This is a genomic window from Burkholderia sp. BCC0405 (assembly GCF_902833075.1).
Classification (GTDB): Bacteria; Pseudomonadota; Gammaproteobacteria; order Burkholderiales; family Burkholderiaceae; genus Burkholderia.
Genome location: NZ_CADFEO010000075.1, coordinates 1 through 348, shown reverse-complemented (window position 1 = coordinate 348; position 348 = coordinate 1). Strand labels below are relative to the sequence as shown.

The 348-nt window shown below is 70.1% G+C and carries 1 protein-coding gene; it reads right to left on the bottom strand.

What is annotated here, in order from left to right; translation table 11 throughout:
• Window positions 1-348: AMP-binding protein (locus tag HWX36_RS36760; protein ID WP_175958585.1), on the bottom strand; the 348-nt coding region annotated here is incomplete at both ends.

Genomic DNA, 348 nt, shown 5'->3' with positions numbered 1-348 from the left:
ACGTGGACGGTGGTCTCGGTGATGCCGTACATGTTGACGAGACGAGGGCGCTCGTCGCCGTAGCGATCGAACCAGTCGCGCAGCGCGGCGGGGTCGAGCGCTTCGCCGCCGAACACGACCAGGCGCAGCGCGGGAAGCGAGCCGGGCTGCCGGTCGAGCAGGCGGAAGGCCGAAGGCGTCTGGCTGAGGACGGACACGCGCTGCGCGCGCAGGAAATCGGCGAACGCGAGCGGATCGCGGCTCGTCTCGAAGGGGACGAAGGCGGCCTGCGCGCCGTGCAGCAGCGCCCCCCAGAGTTCCCAGACGGAGAAGTCGAAGGCGGTGGAATGGAAGACGCTCCACACGTCG